The 23,255-nt window shown below is 60.1% G+C and carries 22 protein-coding genes; 10 read left to right on the top strand and 12 right to left on the bottom strand.

All coding sequences use genetic code 11. From position 1 onward, the window contains the following. Window position 1 precedes the first annotated feature (1 nt). From ACY9XZ_RS10710 to ACY9XZ_RS10720, 3 genes are read right to left on the bottom strand one after another with little or no spacing between them, the layout of a single operon-like run. The gene (locus ACY9XZ_RS10710; protein ID WP_463457027.1) at window positions 2–1,663 is read right to left on the bottom strand and encodes a GMC family oxidoreductase; all 1,662 of its coding nucleotides are present in this window, start codon (window positions 1,661–1,663) and stop codon (window positions 2–4) included. Beyond that, complete coding sequence (locus tag ACY9XZ_RS10715; RefSeq protein WP_463457028.1) at window positions 1,656–2,219, bottom strand: gluconate 2-dehydrogenase subunit 3 family protein; 564 nt, start codon at window positions 2,217–2,219, stop codon at window positions 1,656–1,658. Before ACY9XZ_RS10715 ends, ACY9XZ_RS10710 begins: the two co-directional genes overlap by 8 nt. Window positions 2,220–2,275: 56 nt before the next feature. After that, window positions 2,276–3,145, bottom strand: a complete 870-nt coding sequence (locus tag ACY9XZ_RS10720; RefSeq protein ID WP_463457029.1) for a hypothetical protein — start codon at window positions 3,143–3,145, stop codon at window positions 2,276–2,278. A 229-nt stretch (window positions 3,146–3,374) separates the two neighbouring features. On the opposite strand from ACY9XZ_RS10720, the gene ACY9XZ_RS10725 reads away from it, so the two are divergent. Continuing rightward, on the top strand, window positions 3,375–5,150 hold the full coding sequence (locus ACY9XZ_RS10725) for a carbamoyltransferase family protein (protein WP_463457030.1): 1,776 nt from the start codon (window positions 3,375–3,377) through the stop codon (window positions 5,148–5,150). A gap of 87 nt (window positions 5,151–5,237) precedes the next feature. Then, entirely contained in the window at window positions 5,238–6,116 is an 879-nt protein-coding gene (locus tag ACY9XZ_RS10730) for a polysaccharide deacetylase family protein (RefSeq protein WP_463457031.1), read from the top strand. 1 nt (window position 6,117) lies between these two features. On the opposite strand, the gene ACY9XZ_RS10735 is transcribed toward ACY9XZ_RS10730, so the two are convergent. Continuing rightward, complete coding sequence (locus tag ACY9XZ_RS10735) at window positions 6,118–7,668, bottom strand: alkaline phosphatase family protein (protein ID WP_463457032.1); 1,551 nt, start codon at window positions 7,666–7,668, stop codon at window positions 6,118–6,120. A 242-nt stretch (window positions 7,669–7,910) separates the two neighbouring features. On the opposite strand from ACY9XZ_RS10735, the gene ACY9XZ_RS10740 reads away from it, so the two are divergent. The 4 genes from ACY9XZ_RS10740 (at window position 7,911) to ACY9XZ_RS10755 (ending at window position 11,107) form a co-directional block, all read left to right on the top strand. Continuing rightward, window positions 7,911–8,171 (top strand): MarR family winged helix-turn-helix transcriptional regulator, encoded by a 261-nt coding sequence (locus ACY9XZ_RS10740; protein ID WP_463457033.1) that lies wholly within the window; start codon window positions 7,911–7,913, stop codon window positions 8,169–8,171. 563 nt (window positions 8,172–8,734) lie between these two features. After that, window positions 8,735–9,010 carry a hypothetical protein gene (locus tag ACY9XZ_RS10745; RefSeq protein ID WP_463457034.1) on the top strand — a complete coding sequence of 92 codons (276 nt, stop codon included), beginning with the start codon at window positions 8,735–8,737 and terminating at the stop codon, window positions 9,008–9,010. After that, window positions 9,010–10,104 (top strand): DUF4350 domain-containing protein, encoded by a 1,095-nt coding sequence (locus ACY9XZ_RS10750; RefSeq protein WP_463457035.1) that lies wholly within the window; start codon window positions 9,010–9,012, stop codon window positions 10,102–10,104. The genes ACY9XZ_RS10745 and ACY9XZ_RS10750 overlap by 1 nt, the downstream gene beginning before the upstream one ends. Further along, the gene (locus ACY9XZ_RS10755) at window positions 10,097–11,107 is read left to right on the top strand and encodes an AAA family ATPase (RefSeq protein WP_463457036.1); all 1,011 of its coding nucleotides are present in this window, start codon (window positions 10,097–10,099) and stop codon (window positions 11,105–11,107) included. Before ACY9XZ_RS10750 ends, ACY9XZ_RS10755 begins: the two co-directional genes overlap by 8 nt. A 13-nt stretch (window positions 11,108–11,120) precedes the next feature. Here ACY9XZ_RS10755 and ACY9XZ_RS10760 read toward each other — a convergent pair whose 3' ends face one another. The 3 genes from ACY9XZ_RS10760 to ACY9XZ_RS10770 are packed head-to-tail and all read right to left on the bottom strand — an operon-like array spanning window position 11,121 to window position 14,013. Then, window positions 11,121–12,077 carry a bZIP transcription factor gene (locus tag ACY9XZ_RS10760; protein ID WP_463457037.1) on the bottom strand — a complete coding sequence of 319 codons (957 nt, stop codon included), beginning with the start codon at window positions 12,075–12,077 and terminating at the stop codon, window positions 11,121–11,123. After that, on the bottom strand, window positions 12,074–12,577 hold the full coding sequence (locus tag ACY9XZ_RS10765) for a hypothetical protein (protein WP_463457038.1): 504 nt from the start codon (window positions 12,575–12,577) through the stop codon (window positions 12,074–12,076). The genes ACY9XZ_RS10760 and ACY9XZ_RS10765 overlap by 4 nt, the downstream gene beginning before the upstream one ends. Further along, a complete protein-coding gene (locus tag ACY9XZ_RS10770) occupies window positions 12,574–14,013 on the bottom strand; it encodes a DUF58 domain-containing protein (RefSeq protein ID WP_463457039.1) in 1,440 nt (479 codons plus the stop codon). Before ACY9XZ_RS10770 ends, ACY9XZ_RS10765 begins: the two co-directional genes overlap by 4 nt. Window positions 14,014–14,349: 336 nt before the next feature. Between ACY9XZ_RS10770 and ACY9XZ_RS10775 the strand changes: the two genes are divergently transcribed. Continuing rightward, window positions 14,350–15,213: a hypothetical protein gene (locus ACY9XZ_RS10775; RefSeq protein WP_463457486.1), complete on the top strand. Its 864-nt coding sequence runs from the start codon at window positions 14,350–14,352 to the stop codon at window positions 15,211–15,213. Between the two features lie 27 nt (window positions 15,214–15,240). Here the strand turns inward: ACY9XZ_RS10775 and ACY9XZ_RS10780 are convergent, their stop codons facing one another. Continuing rightward, entirely contained in the window at window positions 15,241–16,458 is a 1,218-nt protein-coding gene (locus tag ACY9XZ_RS10780; RefSeq protein ID WP_463457040.1) for a glycosyltransferase family 2 protein, read from the bottom strand. An 899-nt stretch (window positions 16,459–17,357) separates the two neighbouring features. Between ACY9XZ_RS10780 and ACY9XZ_RS10785 the strand changes: the two genes are divergently transcribed. The 3 genes from ACY9XZ_RS10785 (at window position 17,358) to ACY9XZ_RS10795 (ending at window position 19,721) form a co-directional block, all read left to right on the top strand. Further along, the gene (locus ACY9XZ_RS10785) at window positions 17,358–17,558 is read left to right on the top strand and encodes a hypothetical protein (protein WP_463457041.1); all 201 of its coding nucleotides are present in this window, start codon (window positions 17,358–17,360) and stop codon (window positions 17,556–17,558) included. Between the two features lie 72 nt (window positions 17,559–17,630). After that, on the top strand, window positions 17,631–18,470 hold the full coding sequence (locus tag ACY9XZ_RS10790) for an inositol monophosphatase family protein (protein WP_463457042.1): 840 nt from the start codon (window positions 17,631–17,633) through the stop codon (window positions 18,468–18,470). 102 nt (window positions 18,471–18,572) lie between these two features. Then, entirely contained in the window at window positions 18,573–19,721 is a 1,149-nt protein-coding gene (locus ACY9XZ_RS10795; protein ID WP_463457043.1) for a DUF63 family protein, read from the top strand. Between the two features lie 23 nt (window positions 19,722–19,744). Here the strand turns inward: ACY9XZ_RS10795 and ACY9XZ_RS10800 are convergent, their stop codons facing one another. The 4 genes from ACY9XZ_RS10800 to tbsP are packed head-to-tail and all read right to left on the bottom strand — an operon-like array spanning window position 19,745 to window position 22,982. Continuing rightward, window positions 19,745–20,149, bottom strand: coding sequence for a PIN domain-containing protein (locus tag ACY9XZ_RS10800; protein ID WP_463457044.1), 405 nt, complete (start codon window positions 20,147–20,149; stop codon window positions 19,745–19,747). Further along, entirely contained in the window at window positions 20,150–20,377 is a 228-nt protein-coding gene (locus ACY9XZ_RS10805; protein ID WP_463457045.1) for a DUF7557 family protein, read from the bottom strand. A 45-nt stretch (window positions 20,378–20,422) separates the two neighbouring features. Next, window positions 20,423–22,132, bottom strand: coding sequence for a YcaO-like family protein (locus tag ACY9XZ_RS10810; protein ID WP_463457046.1), 1,710 nt, complete (start codon window positions 22,130–22,132; stop codon window positions 20,423–20,425). A gap of 31 nt (window positions 22,133–22,163) precedes the next feature. Beyond that, window positions 22,164–22,982, bottom strand: coding sequence for a transcriptional regulator TbsP (gene tbsP, locus ACY9XZ_RS10815; RefSeq protein ID WP_463457047.1), 819 nt, complete (start codon window positions 22,980–22,982; stop codon window positions 22,164–22,166). Window positions 22,983–23,255 lie beyond the last annotated feature (273 nt).

The raw sequence follows: 23,255 nt of genomic DNA on the forward strand, positions 1-23,255 counted from the left end.
TCTATCGTCCCTCATGGATGTGATCAGCCACCTTCAGGGCAAGTGCTGCGATTGTCAGTGTCGGATTCATCGCCCCGCCGGTAACAAAAGTGCTGCTGGAGGCAATAAAGAGATTGTCCAGATCATGTGTCCGAAGTGTTGGATCGACGATACTCGTATCGGGATCAGTTCCCATCCGGGTCGTGCCCATCTTGTGCGCGGCTGTTTTAGGCTCCGATAGGTCGCTTTTGTGCAGGACCGTCGCATCGAGTTCGTCCAGAATCCGATTCTGTATCTCGCGGGCATACTCCATCGTCTCCATTGCGTGGGATCCAATACTCCAAGAGATATCCGGAACCGGGTTCCCGTGGTCGTCGGTCTTAGAGTGGTCCAGGGTGACCGCGTTCTCCTCACGCGGCAGTAGTTCGGGGTTAGCGAACATGCTGATCCGGCGGTTGGGAACCCTCTCACGCAACGTTGCGAGCGCATCATCTCCCCAGGAGTCTCCAGCGAGCACGTCCGTCAAGTCTTCCCGTGTCCCTTCATTACCACCGCGCATTGCGATATCGGCCGCAGTTATCGGGTTCTCGTTGTTGAAGACGAATTTGATGCTGCCCGGCCGTGGCTCCTCGTGGTCGTAGAACTGGTGTGTCTCGCTCGTGTGATAGCCGATCGGATTCTGGTTCGTTGGCTCGTCGATCTCAGCCGTGATCGAAACGATCGGCTGATCCATAAAGTACTTTCCAACGACACCGCTGGTGTTGGCTAACCCATCCGGATACTGATCCGATGCCGAGAGCAACAACAATCGGGGTATCTCGACTGCACCGGCCGCGAGAACGAACCGATCCGCGGTTTGTCGGTGATGGGCTCCGTCCGGGGTTGCGTACATTGCCGCCGTTACGCTCACACCTCGATCGTCGTGTTCGAGTCGCTGGACCGGTGCCCGGTCGATGACGCGAGCACCGTGTTCTTCGGCCTTCGAGACGTGTACGTCGGCACTGTACTTGGCCCCTGATGGACAGACAGGAATACAGGTGCCGTATCCGACACAAGCGCTCCGTCCGTCGTACGTCTCCGTGTTCCGTGCCTGCGGGACAGAGTGCATCGTGATACCGAGTTCGTCACACGCATCGGCAAACAGTGAGTCGGAGTAACTCGGCGGGAAAGCAGGCATGGGGTAGTCGGTTTCACGGGGTGGCGCGAACGGGTTATCGGTCCCCCCAGCGACACCCATTTCCTGTTCGGCCAGGGCGTAGTACGGACGAAGCTGTTCGTAGCTTATCGGCCAGTCGGAGGCGAGGCCGTATCGGGTGTTCATTTCGAAGTCTTTCTGGTGCAACCGGGGCGTGATCCCTAGCCAGTGGAGCGTCGTTCCTCCGACACCTTTGACACGCGTAGTATTCAACCCGTAATAAACCCCGCCCGAAGAGGTGTACCGGTCCCGTTCGCCACCCATCTCCCAAACGTCCCTGATCGACCCTTCCGGTCTGAGCGCCTCTTCCATCTGTCCGAGTCGGCTCGACGGGTCAAACCTGGGGCCCGCTTCGAGCACGACCACGTCGTGATCCCGCTTTGCGAGCGAATACGCGACAAGTGCGCCGGCAACGCCCGAGCCGACTACGCACACGTCCGCGTCATCGGATGGAGTGCGGTCCTGTTGTGTGTCGATAGTTTTACTCATCAGCCTGACCCTCCGCTGTGAACGCCGCTTGGGACGGCCCTTTCTGGTAGGATTCGAAGCCACCCGGGTGGCCGACCGGATTCTCGATTCCGAGCAATCTACTCCCCGTAGGAGAGGTGTAGAGTGCGTAAAGCAACTGATTGACGACGTAGTAGCGGATACGCTCAGAAATGTTTCCGTCCGGTGAAGAGCCCGTCCGATCGACGGCCATCGCTCGGAGGACCGAATCCCGGTCGCCGACTGGCAAGTCAGCGAACCGGTTGCCGTGCGTACGGCATGCATAATCGTTGAGTTCAGTCACAGCCGACGCGATTTTCTGTTTTCGAGTGTCGGGTAAGCCTCCAGCGTAGGTTCTGACGAACTCTTCTATACCGGATACCGCAGACGGATACACGACTTCTGCCACGGCAGCAAGGTCCCTAACCACGGTATCGGTCATGGCGTCATCGTGGCGTTCGTTCAGCCCTTCGAACGATGACAACCCGAACTGTCCAGCCACACCCGCACTACTCCCTGCTAGCAAAGAGAGTAGCGCATCTCGGCGCGTAAGACGCACGGATCTATTTTGAATCCCGCTGACATTATCTCTTTCGCAGGGATTCCCGGTCATTGTCATCCGCCAGATTCCGCTGTGGCAGTACGATAGCGGCGCAGAGAGATGAGCCACAGCGAAATCACGGTCACACCGAGGCCGAGGTGAAGTGTCGCACCGCCGTGGTCGAACGGGCCGGACTCATGGAGCAGCAGCAGTGGATCGAGACTCCGGACACGGATGTGGTACGGCGGGACCAACTCGACTATCTGGAATCCTATACTGACGACACTACCAATCAGCATCCAGGCGAACAGGAATCCGGCTGAGATACGGATTTCGGGTGACTCCCAGGCATTGCGAGGATAGCGGTCTAAGTTGACGGCTCTGAGCATCGACTGCCACTTTCGGTTATTGCGTAGTTTCGATAACACTGCGAACGCGATACTGCCACCGATCAAAACGGAGAGCGTGTTCCCGAGTCCGATGAACACCACGTTCGGAAAAAAGGGAAACCGACCGGTCACCTCGTAACCCCACGTGACGAACGTCGCCGCGGCAAAGGACGCTATCACCGCAACAAGAAGGAATGCACGAAATCGATACACCGTTCGATTCCGGCTCTCGGAAGCTTTGAAACCACCCCAGAACAACGATACCGATAGACCGAGAGCTACGTGGCCGCTCGCATCAAGCAGGGGAAAAAAACCGTATGCTGCGCTATGAACGAGATAGCCGGCGACACATCCGATAACAGCGATAGGACCGACTAGCACCCCTGCCACCGTAACCAAGACTGACATCGGTCCAATAACCAATGGACCGAGGGAGACCGTCAACAGGGCTTGTGCCTGCAGGACTACAGCGGTAACTAACGCCGCTATGAGCGTAATGACCGCGACACTGTGTCGCGACACTGAGAAGGATGGGATATCAATCAAGCCACTCATGGCACTATATTATGATAGACTGATACTTGAGCTTTAGTTATCGAGTGAATACTGTTGTTACAACCTATTAATTTGATTACGTGAAACTCAGCATAGTCGTATTACTATCTAATTTGATATTTATACCTAATATGGTGATCGTCCGAAACGGTTACTTACCGCGGATTAATGCCGCAATTGTCTTGGTAATTGGTATTTACTAATCAACATTCTTCATTACTATCATGTCATGCCGCAGTACGTGCTATCAATTAATCCCGGCATCAAGAATTTAGGCTCACACGACACGAGCGCAGTGCTGTTGCGCGATGGTGATATCGTGTTCGGTGTCGAGGAGGAGCGATTCACCCGGACAAAACACGCAACGAATACCTTTCCCGAACGATCCATCACTGCATGCCTGGAAGCTGCAGAGCTCGATATTGACGCAGTAGATACGGTCGTTGTGCCGTGGGTTCCTTCGAAATTTCCCCGAGAGCTTCCAAAGATATACAAACGGATGTGGACCGGCTCCGACTCAGTACTTGAGAAGATAAAACGGACTGGCTGGCGAAGCCGCAACGAACTCACGCCGGCAGTGTTGGGCAAACGCGCCATCGAAAACGAACTCTCGTCGATAGGGACCGCTGTTCCGCCCATCGAATACCGAACCCACCATGCTTGTCACGCTGCCAGCGGCTTCTTCCCGACCGAGTTTGAAGAGGCGCTCGTCGTCACGATGGATGCGCGTGGAGAGACAGACGGAACCGTTGTCTGGCACGCTGATGAAAGCGGACTCGAACGGCTTCGGACCTACCCATACACCAACAGCCTCGGCTACTTCTTCGGTGCCGTAACCAAATTCCTCGGCTTCTACGCGAATAACGGTGAAGGGAAGGTGATGGGACTTGCACCCTACGGTGAACACAACGAGGACATCGAACAGGCACTCAGAGAGCACATCGAGACCGGAGTCGACTACGACCTGACCGAGATTACGAGCGAAGGGTTCGAGATCGGGACCCAGCGGCTTGAAGATATATTCGACCGGCCTCGGAAGTCCTCGACTGAGACCTTTTCGCAGTGGGAGAAGGACCTTGCGTTTACAACCCAGTCGTTGCTCGAAGAGATTGTTGTCGACATCGTCAAGACATTCTGTGCCAGGACTAACCACTCGAAGGTCTGTTTAGCTGGGGGTGTCGCGCTTAACTGCAAGATGAACAAGCAGGTTATGGAACTGGACTGCGTCGATGAACTGTTCATCCAGCCTGTGTCGAACGACGCCGGCAGCGCGTTGGGCGGGGCGATGCTCGAGTACGAGCCCAGCGAGATCCCACCGATGGACAACGTCTACTGGGGACCATCCTACAGAACCGACAGTATCGAACAGCACCTGTCGACGAACAAGCTTGTTGCGAAAGAGCCCGAGAATTTAGAGCACTACGTCGCCTCCAGGATCGCTGACGGGGCTCTCGTCGGCTGGTTTCAGGGTCGGTTGGAGATGGGGCCGCGAGCACTGGGCAACCGGAGTATCCTCGCGGATCCGCGGACCATCGAGTCCCTTGACAGGGTCAACGATTACGTGAAACACCGAGAGGGCTGGCGCCCCTTCGCTCCGTCGATGTTGGAGAAGGGCATCGATACGTATCTCGTAAACGGCGAGCCGTCGCCGTACATGATCAAAACCTTCGATACGGTAGCCGAAAACCGTGATGAGATCTCCGCCGTGCTTCACCCTGGGGACAACACCACTCGGCCGCAGACAGTTCGGGAGGAGCAAAACCCCCGCTATTACCGTCTCATCGAGGAATTCGAGGCGATCACGGGCGTTCCAGTGGTTCTGAACACGTCGTTTAACGACCACGGTGAGCCGATCGTCACGAAGCCTGACGAGGCCATCAGGGACTTCTTCGGTATGGGACTGGACCTTCTCGTACTCGAAGATCTCATCGTCGAGAAGCCGGCAGAGGCAGGGGTACGGGCGGCCTCGTCGGAAGCGTCACCAGCACCGAAAAGCGAAGATTAAATCGATTATGCCATTCACCCATCAGCACAGTGTATTAAAACACCCGAAGGCCAGTGGCGACGGCCGGCGGCAGGTGGTAGACAGATAATGGGCTGGAACAGGGCTGGATCGGAGCACACGGAACTCCAAATCGAACCACAGAGACAGCCGTGGCCCGACGAGCGGACGGTGTACCTGACGCTCGATTTCGAGTGTGACTTCGGGACTGCGCTGACGAGGAACGTCTACGAGGCCGTTGAGTACGTCGATGACCTCGTTGATCTGCTGGAGACAACGGAGACGCCGCTGACCTGCTTCGTTCAGACCGAACTGCTTGACGAACGCCCCGAAGCGGTTGAGCGGCTCCGAGAGTGCAGCCAACCCGTGACCTTTCACCCTCATTCACACACCCACAGCAAGCGCGAGAACACCTCGATGGGATATGAGATCACCCGGAGCACCGACCGATTCACCGAGTTCTTCGACCGACGCCCTGTCGGCTACCGGTTCCCGAACGGGAACGTCAGAGCGTCGGACTACCAGTTACTGTCTGCGGAGGGGTACGAATTCGATGCGAGCGTCTTCCCGACGTGGCGGCCGGGCCATTTCAACAATACGCAAGCGCCGGCGGTACCGACGTATCTGAACCGCTTCGACCTGTTCGAGATGCCCTTCACCGTCCTTTCGTCAGTCGTCCCGATTCCCACGGCGCTCTCGTACTGTCGGTTCTTTGGCCGCCTAGTCACGAGCGCCCTCCTCCGGGCCGGCCCATCGACTGTCGTGTTCAACATCCATCTCCACGACCTCGCAACGCCGACATCGGCCAGTGCCCTCCCACCACTGTACCGGGCGCTCTACTCGCGGAACGTCGACGGGTTCGCACTGCTGCACGACGTGCTTACCCGATACCGGCGGCAGGGATACAGATTCGACACCATCGATTCAGCCCACGAAACGCTGCGGAATCGGTTCCCGGGATGTCCGTGACCTACTCCAGATACCCGATATCCTCAAGCCGCTCGGCGACATCGTCGTCGAGCCGGTCTGTCCGGGCCGACGTGTCCTGTGCACGGAGTGGCGTCCGTGTCTCTACGGCTTGCTGACCCGGTTCGCTCTCGGGGCTGAAGGCCGACAGAACCGGGTATCCGTCCATATCGTCGGGTACGGCGAGGCCCATCCAGTGCAGGACCGTCGGTGCGATGTCCGAGATCCGTATCGGGTCGAGATGGCCCGGCGAGACGCCGTCACCGTGGAAAAGGACCATCCCGTCGGGGACGTTCTCGCCTTGCCAGTCCGACGGGCTGGACAGCGACTCACCGTGGCCCATCGCTTCGGCCGTGTGGACGCCCGAGCGTTGTTCGAACACAAGATCAGGTGCACGGTCGAGATGCCCGCCAGTGTATATCTCCGCCGGCGCGTGGACACTCTCGACGACCGGTTCGCCGTTGAGCCCCGTTACCGCCGACAGATCGGTTTTCAGTGCGTCGAAGATTCGCTGATGTTCGGCCTCGGTGTCAGCGACGATGTATACGAGCCCCTGGCCGCTCCCGATAGCAGTGGTGTTCTCCCAGTCGATCATGTTGAGCTTCTCCTCGCGGACGACACCCTCGTCGCTGGGGAACCGTTCGATGATCGCCCGGGGGACGAACGGTCTGATAAACCGCTCCAGGTCAAGCGTACGGACTATCTCGGCGATCCGCTCCTGCGTGATGCCGACATCGAACAGCCGGGAGGCGAGGCTTGATTCGGTCGCGAGGTAGCCGTTCTCTTCCAGCCACTCGTTCACGTAAAACACGGTATCGATCTCCGTACAGCCGTGGTCAGACATCAGGACGAGGTTGCAGTCGGCTTCGAGGAACCATTCGAGTTCCTCGTCGATTATCTCCCACGCACGGCGCGTCTCCGGACCGTCCCAGAAGTAGTGCTGGAGGACGTTCAGGTGGAACAGCGTCAGGTGGAGAAACGAGACATCGGTCTCCTCGAACAGCGCCTTCGCAGTCCGTAACCGCGTCCGGAGGAGGTCATGGACCATCTCGACTTCCCGGTCAGCGCCCTTGTTGGACGTGAGTACGTTCTCGGGATGAACGCGGTAGTCGAATCTCGATTCGACATCGTCCTGAAGCTCCGTTGGGGTCGTGTAATTGCGTTCCCGAGAACGAGGGCCGCCAGCGATCATGAACCCGTCGAGTTCCCTGGGCGGGTAGCTCATCGGGAGGTTGATCACGCCCGTCTCCAGACCGGCGTCGTTGAGATAGTCCCAGAGTTCGGGCGATGTGAAATCCGTCGCGTCAGGGAGTACCATCTCTTGATCGTCGGTCTCGATGCGTTCCCACCAGTAGACACCAAGCTTGCCGGGGTTCTTTCCCGAGGCGTAGCACTTCCAGTTCGGACAGGTCACTGGCGGCAGATAACTCCGAGAGGTTCCCCACGCACCCTCGTCGCGGAGCCGCTCGAAAACCGGCAAGCGGCCACCGTCGATCCAGTCGTTGATAAGCGGCCAGTTACCTCCGTCGAGTCCGATAACGACCGTTCGGTCCATACAGATTGGGTATGTGTAAGCCGATTAATTATGCGTAGGTTACTAGCGGAGACGCGATGTGACGGGTCTGCTGTTGTGTTGTTTTGAGGCCCTCGACGTTGGTTTGGTACGATAGATGATAATTGGGACGCTGTAGCACACCTCCCACCTCACGGTGATGTACCGGGACGCATAATAATTGCCCTAGAAAAACACTTATCGAGAGGCATTACTATGTTTGAAGCAGGTGAATTAACTCCAAAGTGTCTAAGCCCGGACCCGATCCGACGGTCACGCAAACTGACGTTCTGAAAGAGATGCGATTGGCCTACCCGCCAGTCCAGGCGCCAAAAGATCTCGCTGAACGCTTAGATATCAGTAATACCGCTGTGAGCAACAAACTACAGGATATGGAAGCAAAAGGGTGGGTAGAGTCGGAGCGAGTTGGTCGGGCAAGAGTGTACTGGGTGACAGATGCTGGGCGGACTCAGCTTGATCCCGACTTTTCTCCGGGCAGCCAGTAAACTACCGCATTTCCGACCCGGGAGCGTTCGATCCGAATGCCCATTTCCATCGAATAGAGACGCTGATTGACTCGATTCTTCGATACATCAGCCTGTGCTGGATATCTGCTGTCATCAGGACGAGTATATCGACACCGTTGACACAATCAAGCCGCTCCTGATACGCAACCTTGCGTTCTGGTAGTCAGGTAAACATTTGTTTTAGCCCGTATCTGTTCTTCTAGGGAAATGCTTTTTCCAGTCCCATGGTATCAGATAGGATTTTCAGGTTCCGCCTTTCTGCACAGACGCCGCCGACCATCCACATAGCAATATTCGTCGGCGGCGCCTCGCTCGCGCTGTTCGGTGCCCTCGTCGCAACGATTCTAGAATTGACGGCCTGGTCGGTGTCACTGCTACCCAGCGGTGACCGCACCCGGAGCCTGATTACGAGTCAACGGACACGAGACTGTCTAGCGGCGACTGGGCCGAGATACCAGGCCAACTATTGGTTCTTTCGTCGGGGTCGCAATCAGCGTTCGTCGGTCGGAACTTTGACTGTCTACCCAGGACAACGGCGTAGTATGGCGACTCGACAGCGCCAGCAGTTCATTTATGGGCATCTCATGTGGGTGCTTAGTACCATCCTCGTGTTGACCCTGCTGGATGCGCTGACGCTAGAGTTGTTTTTCGTCGTGTCGCTGATCGGATTTCTCGTCACTGTCGAACTGGTCGCACCGCAGACCGTGTCGCCGCGCTGGCGACGGCGGCTCTGGTGGCTCATCGGTCTCGGGCTGGTGGGCTTTGCCTACGTCGTCATCAAACGGATTCTCGAGATCCTCCCCCCGGGGTTGGTCTGATGCCATCGGCGCCGTCCACCGGCGATTCCTGGCTGCCGTCGGTCAGTCTCCCGCAGCTCCTGCTGGCGGCCTACACCGCCCTTACGGTCATCGCGCTCATCTATGCCGCGAGCACGTCGTCGGCGGCGTTCGGTGCGTACAACTCCCAGTGGGACGGTGCAGGCGAACTCCGAACCGTCGGTACTGAGGCCGGCGCGAACGTGACCGTCACAACGAACGTGAGTCAGTATCCGACGACTGACACGGACGGCACCGTCGCGATAGTCCTCTCGCCGGCGGAACCGTACTCGTCGAGCGAGCGGACGCGGATCGCTGAGTTCGTTCGAAGTGGCGGCACACTCGTCGTCGCCGAGGATTACCGCCCACACGGGAACGCGCTGCTCGCTTCGGTCGGGGCGGACGCGCGCTTCGACGGCCGCCCAGTGTACGATAACCGAAACTACTACCGGAACTCTTCGTTCCCGGAAGCGACGCCCACCGGTAATCACTCGGAGACGGCGGGCGTTGACACCGTCGTCCTCAACTACGGCACGACTGTCAGGGCCGGGCCGGCGACGACGCTCGTCAACACCTCCGAGTACGCCTATCTCGACACCAACGGGAACGCAGAACTCGATGGTGGGGAGCAGTTAGCGTCCAGGCCTGTCGTCACGAGCGAGTCGGTCGGCGAGGGTCGTGTCATCGCCGTCAGCGATCCGAGCGTCTTCGTGAACGCGATGCTCGAACGTGGGGACAACCGACGGTTCGTCCGGAACCTCGTCGCTGATCACGATGCCGCGCTGCTGGACTACTCTCACGCCAGCAGCGTCCCGCCAGTGGCCGCCGCTATCTTGGCCGTACAGCGGTCCGACGCACTGTTACTGTTCTGTGGCGTCGTTCTGGTCGGGGCGCTGCTCGTGTTCGACCGCCGTCTCGATGAGTGGCTCCGTGACCGGCTTCGGGAATACAGGGGCCGCGATGCGGACCCACACCTGTCCCCGGACAGCGTCGAGCAGTATCTCAGAGCCCGCCATCCGGACTGGGAGCCCGCACAAATCAAGCGAGTAACGGAAGCCGTTATTAAACAGCGGGCCGAACGTCAGCGCAATGACTGATCCGTCGGTGCTGTACGACCGTCTCAGGGAGGAGGTGGACACAGTTCTTATCGGTAACGAAGCGATCCTCCGACACATTACTGTCGCTATGCTTACACGCGGCCACGTGCTTCTGGAGGGGGTCCCCGGTGTCGCGAAAACGACGATTGCCACGCTCGTCGCCAACGCGACGGACCTCCAGCACTCCCGGGTCCAGATGACACCCGATCTCCTCCCCGCGGATATCACCGGAACGACGGTCTACCACCAGCGAAACGGCGAGTTCGAACTCCAGAAAGGCCCCGTGTTCACGAATTTGGTCATCGCCGACGAGATCAACCGCGCCCCGCCGAAAACACAGAGCGCACTGCTCGAAGCGATGCAGGAGGGACAGGTGTCCATCGAGGGGTCGACGCTCGAACTCCCGACGCCGTTTACCGTCGTCGCGACGATGAACCCCCTGGAGATGGAAGGGACGTTCAAGCTCCCGGAAGCCCAACGCGACAGGTTCCAAATGAAACTCGTCACGGAGATCCCAGACTCCGAAGACGAGCGTTCGATTCTCGACCGGTTCGACGCGAATCCGACACTCGATGCGGATTCGATTTCGCAGGTTATCTCCCGTGAGGAACTTCTGGACGCCCGGACTGTGGTCCCGGAAACGCACATCGAAGACAGCGTCAAGGAGTACATTCTCTCTATCGTCGGTGCGACACGGGACCACCGAAACGTCACGCACGGAGCCTCACCGAGAGCGACGATTGCCCTCCAGGACACGGCGAAGGCGGTCGCCCGTCTGAACGGCCGCGAGTACGTCATCCCCGACGACGTCAAAGAGATGGCGCTTCCGGTGTTGCGGCATCGGCTGATCATGAACAGCGACGCCGAACTGAGCCAGATCACCTCCGAGGCGGTTATCGAGGAAATCCTCCAGTCGATCACGCCACCCGGGTCCGACACCGATCACAGTGGGGGCGTCGAGCCCGCTGTCGGTGACGGCGGGACGAAACGCGAGTTCGAGTAGCACTGGGTTGCCGTTAGTCGCTTTCCGGGGCTGGTGTCGTCTCTTGTGACTGGGTCGTCGCGTCATCAGACCGTGTTGGTGACTGTTCGACGGCGTCCCACGAAACTGTCACCACGCCGCTGAACCGATCATCTTCGCGTGTGTCGACGGTGACTGGTCGGTCGAGGCCCGTGGCAAACCCCACAGCAAGCAGGGACACCACTGGGTGGTCCAGTTGGTGAACGTCTCCGAACGCGGGGTTATCGAAGGCAATAGACGCGTTTCGATTGTCGCCGTCGATCTCGATCGTTGTCTCGTCGACGAGTTCGAACTGTTCGGACAGGGCTGCGGTCAGTTGCGTCGCTATCGCGCCGGGGTCGTCACCGAGTTCGCCCGAAACCGTTTGCTCGAACGCGGAGTACAGACGGTCACCGGTCGGCGGCAGCGAGACACCTTGTTCCGCTTCGATGGCGCTCGTGACGAACAGTTCTCCCAGCAGTTCCGGGTCGGGTACCGCGTATTCGGCGTGTTGTGGGACGAACAGGCGTGCGTTCGTCTCCGGGCGGGCTGCCGTCGGGACGTACACTGCCTCAGTCTGGAGTTCCAGCTCCCTGATGAGATGCTGTTCCACATCAGCTAGCGTGTCAAACACCGTATCACTGACCGACGCCGAGACGAACCGCTCGGGCGTGAGATAGAACGTGACGATGCCGGCGAACACTCCGGTTCCACCGAACGCGATGAAGATGGTCTGCAGGGCCGGAAAGAGAAGGGCCGCTACGAGGGACAGCCCGCCGACCACAAAAAAGCCCATTGCCGTCCGTCTGAACGTCGCTCGCTTTGCACGCGCATACGAGTCACGTAACCGTCGGTTCTCCTCCCGAAGCACTTCCAACTCCGCTTCGAGTGTCTGGCGGTCACGGACGCCATCCATCCGCTGGGCAGATTCGTCGGCCGATGCGTCTGGTTGCGTGGGCTCGGATTGGCTCATTGGAAATCACTGTCCGAAGCTGGGTCCTCGGTCACGATGCCGAGTTCTATCAGCAGATAGCGATGGAGCAGATAGCCGACGACAACAGCTCCGCCGAGGAAGGCTGACCCGACCGAGAGCGGTTCAAGGTTCCACCGCTCAAACGACAGCCAGGCGAGCCCGCCGAGCAGCAAAACGACAAGCGCGACGAGGCCGCCGGTGGCTTGACTATGCGGCGTCGTTACGGTCGCCGAAAGCAACACCATGCACAGACCGCTTTCGACGAGGACGAGCGGTAGCAGTGACGGTGCATCGACCGCGACGAGCGCGATCTGCCCGAACACGACCGCGAGAACCGGCGTCCCGAGCAAGTAGAGACCGCCGAGCGCGACACCGGCGAGGCCGAGCCACGCCGGCCCGCCCCAGATGAGGCCGCCTGTCGCGACGACGACTCCCAGCAGGCCGAACACGGTTGGTATCGAACGTAGCGACCGGTCTCTCGTTTCCCGTGTCGTACTCACGCGTACTCCCCCCGATCCGCCTGGCTGCCGGACAGGATCGCTGTGATCTGGTCCGGTGAGCCGACTTCGTAAGCCGTCACCGAGTCGATCTCGTTCAGTTCGCGTCGGAACTGATCAAAGGCGCGATACCGTTCGTATGCGGTATCGATGTCAGCGATGAGGTCGGTATCGAAAGCCACCGTCGGTGTGATGAACACGACGACCTCTGTCGCGTCGCGTCTCGCCAGCCCAACCGTGTTCCGTAACTCGCTCGGGTTGCTGTCGTCGGTACAGATGACCAGCAGGTCTGCGCTGCGTATCTCACGCGGCACCGTCTGAAACCCGTTGTACAGCGGTTGGTTCGGGAGGTACCGGTTCGATCCGGCGGCGTCCCGATACGCAAGCAGCGTCGTTTCCATGGGTGATTGTGTGTCCGCCATCGGATTCACCGCTCCTGTCGTCGTTCCGATGTGAGTCGACGACGGCGTGGCTGCCGCCGGCTTCGCAGGCTCGGTATCGACATCGTTGATTCGGTGTTGACACGACCTGTAGGCCTCGGTTCTCGCAACGGGGGTTCCCGATGCCGTCACGCCCGTGTCGTCGACGGTGAGATAGCCCAGTGGGTCACGGATCGCTTCGGCACGCTGCTGGAACGCCGCGGCGACTGCTTTGAGGTGATCTAGCTTCGTTTCGCCGGGTGGCCCGTCTCCCATCGTGTGACGGTGATCGATGACGAGCACCACGCTACGGTTACTCTCGGCTTCGTAGTTACGGACGTGGGCCTCGTCCAGTCTGGCAGTCGCTTTCCAGTCGACGTACTTCAGTGCGTCACCCGGGACGTATTTCCGGATCTCTTCGGCCGACAGGCCGCCTGTCCTTCCGCGGGCATCGTGCTCGCCGACACCGCGGAGCAACCGTTTCCCCCCCTGGCCGACGTGGATCGGACCGACGGACGGGGACTCGACCGTTATTTCGGGGCCAGACGTCGTGGTAAACGACTGGACGAACAAGCTGGCACCGTCGCTCACTGTCACTGTCGCACCCGGCATGGTGTAGTCGCCGACGGTTTCCCAGGTGAGCGGAACCGTCACCGACGACGATTCCATCGACGGGTCGAGGTCGAGTGTCGGGGACCGGCCCGCCTCCATTCGTGCTGACAGCGGGATCGTCGCCTCGACGGACAGCGGCAGGTGATCGCCGGCCGCGTCAACTGATGCTTGAAGCGTATACTGGGTTTCAACGTCCGTTCGTATCCGGGAGCGATTGAGCGACTGGCTGACAGTGAGTCGAGTGCTGAGCTGTGACACGTTGTGAACGAACGCGAGTTGCATCGAGAGCAGCCAGCCCGCGAGCCCGACGGCCCCGACGATTAACAAGGGCGCATCGAGCAGCCCGCCACCCACAGCGAGACTACCAATGGCAGTGAGCGTCAGCCAGAACCGCCGGGTGACACGCATTAGTTTCTGTTATTGAACCGAGGCCATTGAAGATACCGACAGCCACAGCCGGTGTCCGCTGATGTCTTTCCATGTACAGTATCGAAATCGATACTGATATTTTGAGAATTACTTACTTAACTCCTACCCGAAAAATATGACGCATAAATGCTCTTGAAGCCTATATTATTCCGTTTTGCGAAATCCTGTCTGGCCGTAATTGCCGGATCCAATATTAATATCGATAGTTCTGATGACTCTCTCGGCAGCCTCCGTCTCACAGACAACGGGACCCGTCACGTGTCCTTGCTTCGCGTCGGTGCCATCGTCCTCGTCACGCTGCTTCTCGCTGGTATCATGTTTCCGGTCGCTGGCACGTCGCCGCAGGTGAACACCGCTAGTGGCGGTGGGGCCGACAGTCCGAGCGCACAGGCCGAAACGAACGGCACTGATACAGACGGAGACGGGCTATCGGATTCGCTAGAGCGGTCCGTGTACGGCACCGACCCGACCGATGCGGACACGGATGGTGACGGCTATCCAGATGGCATGGAGGTCCGCTGTGAGCAGGTACTTCCGGACGCGGATCCGCTCCGAACGGACATCTACGTCGAAGTCGATTCTACACAGTCAACGACGCTCAGCGACCCGGTCCGGGCGTCTATCGTCGAAACCTTCGACAACGCCCCCGTTTCGAACCCCGACGGCTCCACCGGTATCGATATCCATCTGGCTACGGACGACACCAACCTCTCGGTCAACGGGACGGTGTACTCGAAACCTCGTGCTGGTCCCGGAAACGATATCTACGATTTCCGGGCCAATCATTCGGAGGCCCGTTCTGACGGCTATTACTACGTCTTGCTCACCGAGGACGTCGCCTACAACGGGGACGACTATTTCGTCGGCGCGGGACGACCTGAAATCGCAGCGATGGAGCGGTTCGATTCGACGCGGATCACCGCCTCGCTGTTCATGCACGAGTTCGGGCACGCGATGGGGCTCAACGCCCACCAAGACGGCATCGACGAGGAGCGTTACTCCAGAACGGAGTACGATAGCGTAATGAACTACAACGGGCTGTACAGACAGCTCACGTATTCGAACGGCACCGACAGCGTGGGCCGTAACGAATGGCAGTTCATTGCCGAAAACCGAACGCAGCCTGACGTGCAGTGCGTCGAGAACGGAACGTGTCCTAGCAGGTGTACGGGTGCTTGATAAGTCCGCCAACGCGAAAGCCAGCGGTTAGCTGCTGTCGGCTAGCATACTCATGAAGAACGAGCCGAACACTGTCTGTAGCCCGACTACCACCACTGTCGAGGCCAATAGGGTTGCCGTGGCCGACGGCAACGCCTCCTCGCCGGCGAGAAGCCACTGTCCGAACACGACCGCGAGATACAGAATACCGACTGCGGCCGCGATGATGCCGAGCGACGCTCCGTGCTCCAACTGGAACTGCTCCCGTATCATGCCGATAAGTAGGCCGTCGGGCTCGTTGATCGGGTTCGCGGCGATGGAGCTGAACAGCGCGAGCGTCCAGACCTGATACCCGACGATTGCCAGCAGCGACCCGCCGACCATCGTCTGGATCCCGAAGTTGACGCCGCCGATCGACAGCCGGGCGATTGACAGCGACATCAACACCGCCCCGACCGAAACGAGTAGCAGCGCCGGATACGAAAACAGGTAGTCCGGTGCGTTCACGAGCATGAACCGGACGTGTCGCCAACCGTCACTGAAACTGTCGAGTGTTTCCTCGCCCTCCCGCTCGTGGTAGATGATCGGGACTTCCTCGATGCTGAGGTCGTTCGCGCCGGCCTCCATAATCATCTCGCTGGCGAACTCCATGCCGGTCGTCTCTAGCTCTAGCGTTTCGAGCGCATCCTTGGTAAACACTCGGAACCCGCTGTGTGCATCGCTCACGCCGGCTCCATAAAACGTGTTCAGGAACCGTGTCAACAGCGGATTTCCGACGTATTTATGCAGCGGGGGCATCGATCCGTCCCGAATCTCACCCTCTAGCCGACTTCCCATACAGATGTCCGCGTCACCGTTTTGGACCGGTTCGAGGAGTTGCGGAAGCATCTCGAAGTCGTATGTCGTATCCGCATCGCCCATCGCGATGTACTCCCCCCGTGCCTTGTCGAACGCGTAGCGATAGGCGTACCCGTAGCCCGGTTCGTCAGGTGTCACGACTGTCGCGCCCCGCTCGCGCGCTAGCTCCGGGGTCGCGTCGGTCGAGCTGTCGCTCACGATGATTTCAGTCGGCAGGCGTAGCTCCGATATCGCGGTCTTGATCCGATCAATACATTCCACAATACCCTTTTCTTCGTTGAGGGTGGGCATCACGACGCTCAAAACCGGCGTGACCTCACTCTCCGGCGTGACGAGAAACTCGTCGACAGTCTTCGAAGCGATCCCCTCATGACCCGATTGATTTACCTGATTTGCTTGTATCGTCATTCCCGTACCTCGGCTGTAACTGGTGCGTCTAGTAGCATACGCTCTCCACTCCCCTGATCGGCTCCTGCTGAATACGGCTAGTAAGCCCCATTTTATCTGGTTTCAATGGTCGATTTCTGATAGGTACCGCACAGCTCCCACACAGAGTGTCATGTCAAAGCAGCATATAATAAAGCTGTCGGGTGGGATAGCCCATCATTAATAACGACGATTGGCATGACAGCCTCCATTCCTCTTCGATTGTGCATAATTTCGACGACTTTTACGCATAGTGTGGAGTGATCAACAGGCGATAAAAAGGATTATTCACGCACTAATGTACGTTGTGAAGCGGATATATATCAGACTAGTTGACTATGTCTGCCGTGAGTTCCGCTCGAAGCGTTTTCACACGAGATACTGAAAAACCAACTGCTGCCAGGGCCAGCACACCGGGAAAGTCGCGTTACGCCGGGAACCGATCAAAAGATGGTACGGACAGTCATTTCGAGGATTGTGTATGATCAGGACACGCGCATCACTGCGATAAAATGCACACTGGCTGAGGCTATCTGGTTCCGTACGCCTGATCTGAAACTCGGGGACGTCCGCCTGATTGTCTTATACCGGGCGGCGAAGGCGACTCCGAACCTTCCCGCCAACGGCATGTAGACGTGGCAGTCGGTCTTCCGACGCACTGATCAGCGTTGCGACGCTCAGCCCGAGGACGTAGACAACTCCCAAAAGCATGATAACCGAAACGTCCTTGCTGAACCGGAGTGCCCCACGTATCGAAGCCATACGTGTATGTTTCTGTGATTTGTATAAGCCGTTGGGGTCTGATTATCAATACTTGTAATTTGATGGGGGCCCTGATACTGAGCCGTAGATTTAAATCGGTTCGCATGCTACAATGTATCATGGCTACAGACCAGTCCGAGGGGGGCAGCCTGCACGTGCCACCGCTGGAGAATACAGCGTTTTTCTCCATCGAGGACGATGACGGCTACGTCCGTATCGAACAGTCGCTGGGAAACCAGGTCCTGTACACGCCGAACGAAGCGCGAGACATCGCCGAGGCTATTCTCGACGCCGTCGACGAGGCCGTTGAAGACGACTGAGTCGTCGCCGGACAGCGGTCACGTTTTGCTGGAAGGCGAGATGGTTTGAACGAGGCCGGTCCAGCGACAGGTATGACAGATGCAAGCCACCGGGCGGCTGTCGCCGAGCGGGCGGCCCGCGCCGGCGGTGTCGTCGCCCGCGAGCAGTTCCGGGGCGAACTGAGCGTCGAGTCGAAGGCCAACAAAAACGACCTCGTCACGGAGACGGATCGCGACGCCCAGCGGCAGGTCGTCGCCACGATTCGGGAGGAGTTCCCCGGCGACCGGTTCCTCTGTGAGGAGGACCTCTCGATGTTGACTGGGCCGGAGACCGCCAACGACGCCGAAGCGGTCGATAGCGTCCCCGACAGCGGGGCGGCGTGGGTCATCGATCCCATCGACGGGACCGCGAACTACGTCCGCGGGATGCGCCTGTGGGCGACGAGTGTAAGTGCCGTTGTCGACGGCGAGCCTGTCGCGTCGGCGACGTACCTCCCCTCGTATGGTGACCTCTACGCCGTCGGCCCGGAAAGCGTTACGCGCGGCGGGACCGAACTCTCGGTCAGTGATCGAACCGACCCGGAGACGTTCGCCGTGGCTCCGGTCGGCTGGTGGGACCGCGATGACAGAGACGAGTTCGGGCGGCTGTGCAGTGCTGTCGGCGACCGTTTCGGTGACATCCGCCGCCTGGGCTCGTTCCAGGCCACGCTGGCACACGTCGCCGACGGGGCGCTGGAGGGACTCGTTTGCACGCGCCCGATGAAACCCTGGGACACGCTCGCCGGCGTTCATATGGTCCGACGGGCTGGCGGCACGGTCACTGACCTCGATGGCGAGCCCTGGACCCACGACAGCGATTCCGTCGTCGCCTCCAACGGCGAGGCACACGAGACCTTCCTGGCGGCCGGAAACGAGGCACTCACACAGGACTGAACGGGTTTTCGCCTCGCGGTTTTGCTACTGCCGGTCCGCGAAATCCCGTTCTACGCACACGCGACCGGAACGCTGAAACCGCCTGCCACCGGTCACACGGCCATGAACACGTTCGAGCGAGTTGTCGGTGACCGCGAGCCCGGACAGCTCTGGCTGGGCTCTCTCGTTGCGGTCGTTCTCGTCGCTGTCGGCGCTGTTATGGCCGCTCCACAGGCCGTCTGGGACCGGTTCCTCTGGCAGTACTTCTGGGGCCCGGTGTACGCGGACGCCAAGGCGGCCAGCTGTGCGGAGATGACTGCGTCCGGCCCGCAACCACTGTACGACGGCTGTAGGGCGGCCATTCAGGAGGGGCGGTTGATCGCCGAACCCGGGTACACCATCGTCTCCGAGGTCGGCTACATGCTGATTCTGGTGTATATGCTCGTTGGCGTCTACTTCCTCCTCGAGCGCCTGGAAATCGCCGAAGACCCGAAGCTCTACTTCGCGTTCGTCCCCTTCATGCTGCTTGGCGGGGCGTTGCGGACCGTCGAGGACGCGACCGACCGTGCGGTCGAGGCCGGCGTCTCACCCATCGTCGAGTACCCGCTGAGCTCGCTCATCATCAGCCCCATCATCTACGGCACGGTGTTCCTGCTCACGCTGCTCGTCCTCGTCGTCTGCGTGGATCTCGAACAGCGTGGCGTCGTCGACAGCTACTACCGGACGACCGGCGCTATCGGCGGGGCATTTGTCGCTGTGACGCTCCTGTATCTCACGTTCGTCGCGCTCACGCGCGAGTACGCGACGCTGTACCCGTCGGTCCTTATCACGACTGTCGTGCTGGCGTCGGCGCTGTCGTATGGCCTCTACTGGGCCTTCGAGACCTACCGACCGGCGATAAACGACGGCACCGGCTACATCGGCCTGCTGGTCATCTGGGGGCACGCCATCGACGGCGTCGCGAACGTCCTGCTGGCCGACTGGCTCGACGCGCTCAACGTCCCGCTGACGTACTACCCGAAACACCCGGCCAACGCGTTCATCATCTCGGCCACCGAATCGCTTCAGCCTGCAAGCCTCTCGGCCGCTATCGGCACGTCGTGGCCGTTCCTGATTGTCAAACTCGCCGTCGCCTCGCTGGTCGTCTCGCTGTTCAACGAGGAGTTCATCGACGATAGCCCGCGGTACGCGCTCCTCCTGCTCATCGCGGTCACCGCGGTCGGCCTCGGGCCGGGCACGCGGGACATGTTGCGGGCCACGTTCGGTATCTGAGGGTCGGTCGCTTGATGAGGCTTTCAATACGGATCGTACTCGACGACGTCCAGAACGTCCTGTACATCGTCGGTCCAGAAATGCTTCTCTGCGGTCGCAAACTGTGCGCCGTGGTGCCGCGCTGTGGCCGCGATTAACGTGTCTGGATGGTCAGCTGGCACACCTCTATCGAGCAATTCACGCTGCAGCGCTGCGGCTTCGTTCGCGGTCTGTTCAGTTACGTCAAGCACTTCCATCGATGCTGTCACTGCCTGCCGGATCATTTCTGGTGACCCATCGATGTGGCCGTGAACACTGCCCATGTACGCCTCGTAGAGAACGATGGACGAGACGGCCCACACGTCCTGCGTGTACTGCTGGAGGAACTGTCGTGCTGACGCGGTCCCGTCGAGGTAATCGCTGAGAAGGTTGTTATCGAGGACTAACATCTATTCGTTATCGGATATGTCCTCGTTCAGTCCGGCCCGCATGTTCTCTCGCATCCGCTGCATCCCTTCTCGTGTCTCGGTTGCCGTGTCCGAGAGCGCTCCGAACCCGGCCCATGGGTCCCGTTCGGTGAGACGGCGTATCACGTCTTCGTAACTTTCCCCCTCTCGCTTGTAGAGGTCGAGCCGATGCTTCGTCTCGTCGGAAACGCGAATCGAGGTGTCTCCCATACGTATATGCATACGCATGCGTACACAAAAACGTTCAGCTAATTGTCACGGAAACGGATGGTGCTCCCTGTCGAGTCGCGGCTCGAAGCCAAGGTCAACCGGGACCGTATCGGCGCGCTCGCCGAAGAACGGGTCACCGAAGAACAGCGGCTGTGCCGACGGACAGACGACACGGACTGCCTCGAACCCGAGTTGTTCGAGGTCACGCGTCGTCAGCCGCGCCCCGTATGGCGTGAGCCCCGCATCAGCTGCCCGATCACACAGCGTCTCTAGCTCTGCCTCGCCGGAGAGAGACGCGTCGGGCCCGAGCGAATCGAGCGGTACCGCTGTCTCCGCCGCCGTCAGATCGGCCGCGTCGCCGGGTGTTTCGGCGTAGCGTCCGATAGCGCCCTGTGCGTCCATGGCCGCCTCCCGACCCATGCTGTCGAGTTCCATCCAGTTCTGGAGTGCTTCCTCCAGTGCGCCGACGGCGGCCGCACCCGGATCCAGGTCCGCGTCGGTGCCGAGCGCGAAGCAGGGCCACTCGTCTCGCTCCAGTGCGACGGTGATGACCGGCACGTCCACGTCCTGTGTCAGTAACAGCGCCGTCACGTCGAGGTCCTCGGACCTGGCACGCCGCCGGAGCGTGGCGTACCGCTCGTGGTCGTCCACAGCAATCCGGAGCGGTTCGAACGTCGAGTACCACGACAGCATCGCGGCGTCGCGCTCGATGACCTCGTACAATCCGGTCAGCACCGCCTCGGTGACGGTGTTTCCGAGGCCGAGGCCGGTCGTCGTTGCCGGCCTGACAGCGCTGGACGGCGGCGGGTAGTAGACGGTTTCGGCGGGGAGCGAGCGCCGTTCGTCGGCCAGCAAATCTTCGGCCGGGACCCACGGAATGTCCGTCGATTCGTCCCATTCGGCTTCGTCCCTGACGAACGCCTCTGGGGAGACGGCATCCGGAACCTCGGCGACTGTCCCGTGCTGTAGCTTCCCCTCCCGGTAGACCCCGGCCGCGTACCGCTCGTAGTTCTCCCCCAGCGCCTTCATGAACGCCGTGTCCCAGTCGATGGCGACGCCGGCGGCCTTGGCGGCGGCCGACACGTCGCTGAAGCCGGCGGTGTCGGCGAGCGTCGACAGGTAATATGGGGCCGGGAACGACTCGACCTCGCCGACCTCCGTGGCGATACCGACCCGCTCGTCGAGCCCCAGTTCCGCCCGCGACAGCGCTTCGCTGTCGGGGGCCGCCTGGCGACCGTCGCTGAGGGTCCGACTCGGCGTCTCGCCGCAGTCACAGCCCGGGACAGGGAGGAACCGGCGCTGCGTGTGTGGCAGCTCCGTGACAGTTCCGAGGAGGGCCCCATTGCCGTCGAGAAACTGCGATACCAGCCGGCCAGCCAGCGCGCCGGCAAATCGCTGGGTCGCCGCCGATGGGGCCTCCGCGAGCGCCTCGGCGTCGTCGACTGTCGCCTCCACCCGCGTTTGGAGACAGTCGAAACATCCGGTTTCAGGGCCGAATCCGCTGATCGCGGCGTCGGTCACCGGGACGCCGCCGACGCCGCCCAGTTCGACGGCGATCCACGGTGTGTCGCTGTCGCTCGCCCAGTCGTTCCACGTCGCAAACGCCTCCCCGCCGACGGTGTCGACGACGACGGCGAGATCGTCAGCGGCGTCCGCCGGTGTTGACGGCTGTGATACTGACACGTCGATATCGGCGAGAAACGCGGTGAGTGCGTCGACGGCCGGTCCACGCCCGACGACTTCGACAGTTCGCATGCCGAAGCCCTCGTGGTGAAGCGGGAAAAACCTACGCGGCGAGGATCGACTGCGCCACGGAGGCCAGTTCGTCCGGGTCGGCGTCCTTGAGCCGGTCATCGCCGAGCATCAGACGGAGCCGCGGCCGACCCACGTCTATCGGAACCTTCTCGGTATCGATGAGGTTCATGTCTTCGAGTTTCGTCTTCGTCCGTGAGAACGTCGCCTTGCTGGCAAGCCCGACGTCCTCGCCCCATTTGCTGATGTCGTACAGTAGTTCGCCGTTCCGTGCGGCCACGAGCAGGCTGATGGTGACCTCGTCCAGACCGTCGCCGTCGCCGCGGGCCGTCGACAGCGAGTTCAGGACGGCGTTGAAGTCCGACGCGGTTTCCGGGCCGATATCGGCTTCCAGCGTGCTCCGGACGCGATTGAGCGGCGGCGTCCGGAGCGAGTACGCATCGGCGTCCGCCCAGGTCGAGTCGTAGTAGTCGTAGGCGTTGTCGACGAACTCCGCGTCGTCGGTCCCGAGCCCGCCGACCGTGTCGCTGATCGTGACCAGCGCGTACACTGTGTCGACAGTCACCGCGACCGAGTGGTTCGGCACGTCATCGAGCAGGCGCATCGTGAGTCGCTCCTGGTCGATGAGATCGGCTGCCGTGCTCGCCACGAGGAAGTCGTCCATGACGTCTTTGAGCGCGCGCTCGTCGGCCAGCAGGCGAACTTCGGGGGCGTCCGAGTCAGCGTCGAGTGTCGATACAAGCTCCGAAATACTCTGTCGCGACGGGTTCACGACGTATACCGGTTCATCTGTTGATCCGAACACCGTCGTCAACATAGAACCGACATCGTCCTGTAGGAGATTTTCAGTCATAATCCGATGCGAGTATATAGTGTTTTGCTATATTTAATTTTACCGGCCAATTGGTGTTGATTTCGCCAGTAATCCGACAACACCCACCAGTGAGAAGCGATAAAATATTCTTCACCTATCCTAAGCAGAAGGCGTTTGCCCTGCGGACTGAACTATCCGATTTATTCGTCGGTACTGCGGTAGGGCAGTGGTGTCGGTGGTGGGTACTACACCCTTCTACCGGGTCGCATCCGTGGATTGGCTCCCGGGCTCCAGTCTAGACATGGGTATGCA

The organism is Haloarcula sp. HT12, from assembly GCF_055271655.1.

What these genes read in the sequence shown, in the direction of transcription:
- ACY9XZ_RS10810 (WP_463457046.1), bottom strand. Translation starts at nt 22,132, where the DNA reads ATGCGAACTGTCGAAGTCGTCGGGCGTGGACCGGCCGTCGACGCACTC.
- ACY9XZ_RS10750 (WP_463457035.1), top strand. Translation starts at nt 9,010, where the DNA reads ATGCCATCGGCGCCGTCCACCGGCGATTCCTGGCTGCCGTCGGTCAGT.
- ACY9XZ_RS10755 (WP_463457036.1), top strand. Translation starts at nt 10,097, where the DNA reads ATGACTGATCCGTCGGTGCTGTACGACCGTCTCAGGGAGGAGGTGGAC.
- ACY9XZ_RS10790 (WP_463457042.1), top strand. Translation starts at nt 17,631, where the DNA reads ATGACAGATGCAAGCCACCGGGCGGCTGTCGCCGAGCGGGCGGCCCGC.
- ACY9XZ_RS10780 (WP_463457040.1), bottom strand. Translation starts at nt 16,458, where the DNA reads ATGACGATACAAGCAAATCAGGTAAATCAATCGGGTCATGAGGGGATC.
- ACY9XZ_RS10710 (WP_463457027.1), bottom strand. Translation starts at nt 1,663, where the DNA reads ATGAGTAAAACTATCGACACACAACAGGACCGCACTCCATCCGATGAC.
- tbsP (WP_463457047.1), bottom strand. Translation starts at nt 22,982, where the DNA reads ATGACTGAAAATCTCCTACAGGACGATGTCGGTTCTATGTTGACGACG.
- ACY9XZ_RS10745 (WP_463457034.1), top strand. Translation starts at nt 8,735, where the DNA reads ATGGCGACTCGACAGCGCCAGCAGTTCATTTATGGGCATCTCATGTGG.
- ACY9XZ_RS10805 (WP_463457045.1), bottom strand. Translation starts at nt 20,377, where the DNA reads ATGGGAGACACCTCGATTCGCGTTTCCGACGAGACGAAGCATCGGCTC.
- ACY9XZ_RS10760 (WP_463457037.1), bottom strand. Translation starts at nt 12,077, where the DNA reads ATGAGCCAATCCGAGCCCACGCAACCAGACGCATCGGCCGACGAATCT.
- ACY9XZ_RS10795 (WP_463457043.1), top strand. Translation starts at nt 18,573, where the DNA reads ATGAACACGTTCGAGCGAGTTGTCGGTGACCGCGAGCCCGGACAGCTC.
- ACY9XZ_RS10800 (WP_463457044.1), bottom strand. Translation starts at nt 20,149, where the DNA reads ATGTTAGTCCTCGATAACAACCTTCTCAGCGATTACCTCGACGGGACC.
- ACY9XZ_RS10720 (WP_463457029.1), bottom strand. Translation starts at nt 3,145, where the DNA reads ATGAGTGGCTTGATTGATATCCCATCCTTCTCAGTGTCGCGACACAGT.
- ACY9XZ_RS10770 (WP_463457039.1), bottom strand. Translation starts at nt 14,013, where the DNA reads ATGCGTGTCACCCGGCGGTTCTGGCTGACGCTCACTGCCATTGGTAGT.
- ACY9XZ_RS10735 (WP_463457032.1), bottom strand. Translation starts at nt 7,668, where the DNA reads ATGGACCGAACGGTCGTTATCGGACTCGACGGAGGTAACTGGCCGCTT.
- ACY9XZ_RS10785 (WP_463457041.1), top strand. Translation starts at nt 17,358, where the DNA reads ATGGCTACAGACCAGTCCGAGGGGGGCAGCCTGCACGTGCCACCGCTG.
- ACY9XZ_RS10775 (WP_463457486.1), top strand. Translation starts at nt 14,350, where the DNA reads ATGTTTCCGGTCGCTGGCACGTCGCCGCAGGTGAACACCGCTAGTGGC.
- ACY9XZ_RS10730 (WP_463457031.1), top strand. Translation starts at nt 5,238, where the DNA reads ATGGGCTGGAACAGGGCTGGATCGGAGCACACGGAACTCCAAATCGAA.
- ACY9XZ_RS10725 (WP_463457030.1), top strand. Translation starts at nt 3,375, where the DNA reads ATGCCGCAGTACGTGCTATCAATTAATCCCGGCATCAAGAATTTAGGC.